The 4,050-nt window shown below is 50.6% G+C and carries 3 protein-coding genes; 2 read left to right on the top strand and 1 reads right to left on the bottom strand.

Annotated elements, in window-relative coordinates:
* Positions 1 to 212 (top strand): hypothetical protein (locus P1S59_14235; protein ID MDF1527388.1); only part of this gene is annotated, 212 nt, incomplete at its 5' end.
* The gene (locus P1S59_14230) at positions 182 to 1,270 is read left to right on the top strand and encodes a pentapeptide repeat-containing protein (GenBank protein MDF1527387.1); all 1,089 of its coding nucleotides are present in this window, start codon (positions 182 to 184) and stop codon (positions 1,268 to 1,270) included. The genes P1S59_14235 and P1S59_14230, both read left to right, overlap by 31 nt.
* A gap of 187 nt (positions 1,271 to 1,457) precedes the next feature.
* Here the strand turns inward: P1S59_14230 and P1S59_14225 are convergent, their stop codons facing one another.
* Positions 1,458 to 3,887, bottom strand: a complete 2,430-nt coding sequence (locus tag P1S59_14225) for a protein kinase (protein ID MDF1527386.1) — start codon at positions 3,885 to 3,887, stop codon at positions 1,458 to 1,460.
* Positions 3,888 to 4,050: the final 163 nt, after the last annotated feature.

The following is a 4,050-nucleotide window of genomic DNA, read 5'->3' as shown; positions in this document are numbered from 1 at the left end:
CACGTTTTTCCCTTTCCGAGGAGCAAAAAGCCGATAACGGACTTTTTGCGACCCTGTCAAAATCTGAAGTTGGAATTCTATGCGCCAAAACGATGAAGAGACGGCTTGTGCACATGATCTACAAGCTTTTCATGCTTCAGGAATATACTCCAAACTTTAAACTCAGATGCGGAGACCGCACATGGCCGATTACACACCTGAAGAGGTACTGAATAAAAATAAACGAGGCAATAGCCTTGCAGGGGCATACCTTGTCCGGATATCTCTTCGGGGTGAAGATCTTTCTAAAATCCAGCTTAAGGGTGCCAATCTCCAGTATGCTGACCTTACCAGCGCAACGCTCACCGGGGCTGATCTTTCGGATGCCGACCTTTCCTATGCCAACCTGAACGGCGTACATATGGAAAATGCGGATCTTTCAAAATGTCTTTTGACGGGTGTTGATCTGACGGGGGCCATGTGTGCCGGTTCGAACCTTGCGGGAGCTGTACTTGACGACTCCAAGCTGGGTAACTGCGATCTTTCGGGTGCTCGTCTCACTGGGGCGAAAGTCCGCAGGGCTACCGGGGCAAACTTGCAGGCTCCTTTCACCAATTGCAATGAAACTGATTTCGAGGAGGTCAGACTTGAGGAGGCAAACTTCAGGGGAGCTTCCATGATAAGGTCCAACTTTTCAAAGGCAGTGCTTTATAGATCAGACCTGTCGGGCAGCGATCTCAAAGAGGCTGTATTAACCCGAGTTAACCTGGAGGAATCCGCCCTGTTTTCAGCGGGGTTTGTTGAGGCGACGATGTTAAAAGCCAATCTCAAGGGGACCCGCTCCTCCGGTGCAGATTTTGCCCTTGCCAACCTGACCGGCGCTGATTTGTCCGGTGGGGCATACCCCAAGTCGGTGTTCAGGGGAGCGGAAATGTCCCAGGCAGTTCTGAATGCAGGGAATTTTTCAGAATGCGATCTCAGTTATGCGAGGATGACCTACGCAGCGGCTGAATCATCATCTTTCGTAAAGTCATCCTTTGTGGGCGCCAACCTTAAAGAGGCCAAACTAAAAAAATGTCTCATTTCAGGTGGCGATTTTCAAGGTGCTAAAATGACCGGATGCAACCTGCTGGGTTCAGACCTTACAGGGAGCAACCTTATCAGCGCCGATCTTTCAAGGGCCAACGTGGGAGGGGCCGATTTTTCCCGGGCCGACATGACAGGAGCCACAATCGTTGGAACCGATTTTGCTGACGCGAAGCTCGAAGGGACGAAGCATCCGGCGGGGTAGTGATCAGACACGGTGATTCGGTGACACGGAGTTTTCAGGTAAATACAACCGCTTGACACGGGGACGCGGAGAAAAGGAGACGCGGAGAATTTACATTTAATTTTTCTGATTTTTCGCCTGGCCGCTCGGTCGCTGTGCTCTCTCCTCGCCTACACTCCCCTTCCCCGAGTCTCCGCGTCCAATGATTTTAAGTTAATAGTGTCCTCAACTCCACCAGGGCGGCAACCACATCCGGGAAGCGCTTGTCCGGGTCCTTGTCGATACATTTCATGATGAAATTGGAGAGAGGTTGAGACAGTTCCGGGTTGTGAGTTTCCGGTGGCTGTGGTTGAGTGTGTACGTGGTGATAAAGGACGTCCCCTTCCTTAAACGGGACTGTGCCTGTAACAAATTCATAGAGTGTAATGCCCATGGCGTACTGGTCGGCCTGATGATCCACCGTCCCACCGAGAATCTGTTCCGGAGCCATGTAATAAGGGGTCCCCGCCATTTGTGTGTGGGTCTTTCTCCCCTCCTCGATAACCCGGGCCAGTCCAAAATCAGTGATCTTTACCTGTTTGTCCGATTTTGCCCAGAGGAGGTTTGCAGGTTTAATATCCCTGTGAACGATTCCTTTTTCATGGGCATATGCCAGGGCTTTGAAAACCTGTGCGGCCAGAACAAGGGCTGTTTTTACCGGGAATTTCCCCTGTTGAAGGAGAAGCTCCTTTAATGAGTCTCCCTCAACCAGCTCCATGATAATGAAAAACTCTCCCCGAGCCTCATCAGCGTCAAAGATCGTGACGATGTTAGGGTGTGAAAGGCGAGCCGCCGACCGGGCCTCCCTTAGGAACATGTCCAATATCTTCCTGTCCTTTTGAACATGGGGTGGGAGCACTTTATAGGCAACGATCCTGTCCAGGAGGTTGTCGCTCGCCTTGTAGACGATCCCCATCCCTCCACGGCCAAGCTCTTCGATGATCTGGTATCTGTTGGACTTCCCGGTCTGATCCCCGCCCCGGGCAACCATCGTAGCGTCAGGGGATGACGGCACGAAGGGCGAACTCAATTCAGGTGAAGATGCGCTTAAGACCCCTTTAATGCTCTGAACCTGGTCCTTGATATCTCTGTAGTGATAATCAACCAGGAGAATTTTTTCGAGTATGGAAAGAGCTCCCTGAAGCTGTCCGTCTTCCTTGAGAGATGAGGCGTACCGGTAGAAAGATTCCAGATTGTCCCGCCTGACATTTTCATCAGTAAGGGCGTTCTGGTAGCTTGCAATTGCAATGGACCACTGCTTCTTTTTGAAGAAAATCGCCCCAAGAAGAGCGTTAGCCTCTTTGAAGTTTGTATCCTCAGGTTCAACCTTTTGAAGCTCCTCAGTAGCTTCTGTCTCTTTACCGAGGTCAAGAAAGTGTTTTGCCGCCTGGAAATGGGCACCAGCCTTGACCAGAGCACCAAGTTCATTTTCCTTTTCGCCAAGCTTTCCATAGATACGGGCAGCATCCTCCGGTTTTCCGGCTTCCATTAGCATCGATGCCGCTTCGGAGGGTTTTCCCATCTCAACGAGCAGGTCAGCTGCTGATTTATGGTCTCCATGCTGAGCATAAGCTTCTACAGCCAGATCCTTCAGGTCGTTTTCAATGAATAGTTTGGCTGCTCTGTTCCACTCCCCCAACCGTGCAAAAAGGTCAGCCGCCTCGATGGGTTTGCCCTCTTGGACCAGGGCTTCGGCAACCCGGAGTGCACCTTCGTCCGCATGGTCAGATGATTCAAGAACCCTGGCTGCGGAGGTTGTATCCTTACCCCTGATATAAACCTCTGAAGCCTTGCTCTTCTCACCCAGTTCCTCATAAAGGTGTCCGGCATCTGAAAACAGGCCGCCCAGTTCAAGAGCCTGAGCTGCTTTTAGCTTCTGTCCAGTGTCAAGAAAACATTTTGCCCCGAGACGCGCGATATTTCCTGAAACAGCATCCTCTTCAAGGGTAAGGGATGAATCACGCCTGCTGCTTCTCTCCTGAAGAGTCCTTAACAGGCAAGGTGCCGCCTGGTCATATTCCCCTGCTTCAGCAAGCAGTTCACCGGCCTTCTGGTAAAACCCTATCTTTAAATAACATTCTGCTGCCTTGTCGGGATGCCCTCCCTTGGCGAACAACGGGGCCGCTTCACCGAGTCTTCCGATCGTATAAAGGTTTTGTGCGGCGTTGGTGTAATCACGGGCTTTCAGAAAAAGTTCCGCAGCCTGGGCGTGGTCCCCGATCCTCACAAGGCACTTGGCTGCGTTGGCGTAATCATTGTTAAGCAGGCATGACTCCGCAGCCTTCTCGAAGTCCTCGATCTTAACGAATACCTTGGCGGCTTTCATGTAATGTCTGGCTGACAGGTAAAGATCGCCGGCCTCTTTGAAGCTATCCTTTTTCTCGGCCTTTTTGGCCTTTTTAAGAAGGAGTCGCACTGATCGTTCATCTTCTTCGCGGGATCTGGGTGCTCGATTTACCATGATAAAAACAAGGAAGAAAAGGAAAGAAAGTCCGCCTGCCATGACAGTGATACTGTCAAACAGGTCTATACCCCAAGGTGAAGGGATGGATAGTTTGGCCAGGTAGTATTCGATCTGGATTTGGAAGGCGTCAAACATTGGGGGGATTATAAGGAAAATGGGTGGAATCCACAACAATCAAAGGTAGTTTGAGGTTTGGGAGTTTGATGTTTATTTATTCAGCAACTTCAAACCTTTAACCTTGACAGGGTCGCAAAAAGTCCGTTATCGGCTTTTTGCTCCTCGGAAAGGGAAAAACGTC

The sequence above is a fragment of the bacterium genome (genome assembly GCA_029210965.1).
In the GTDB taxonomy this organism is placed as follows: domain Bacteria; phylum BMS3Abin14; class BMS3Abin14; order BMS3Abin14; family BMS3Abin14; genus JALHUC01.
This window is presented reverse-complemented; position numbering and strand designations above follow the sequence as displayed.

Excerpts from the sequence above, each read along its gene's own strand:
- P1S59_14230 (MDF1527387.1), top strand. The coding sequence starts at position 182 with ATGGCCGATTACACACCTGAAGAGGTACTGAATAAAAATAAACGAGGC.
- P1S59_14225 (MDF1527386.1), bottom strand. The coding sequence starts at position 3,887 with ATGTTTGACGCCTTCCAAATCCAGATCGAATACTACCTGGCCAAACTA.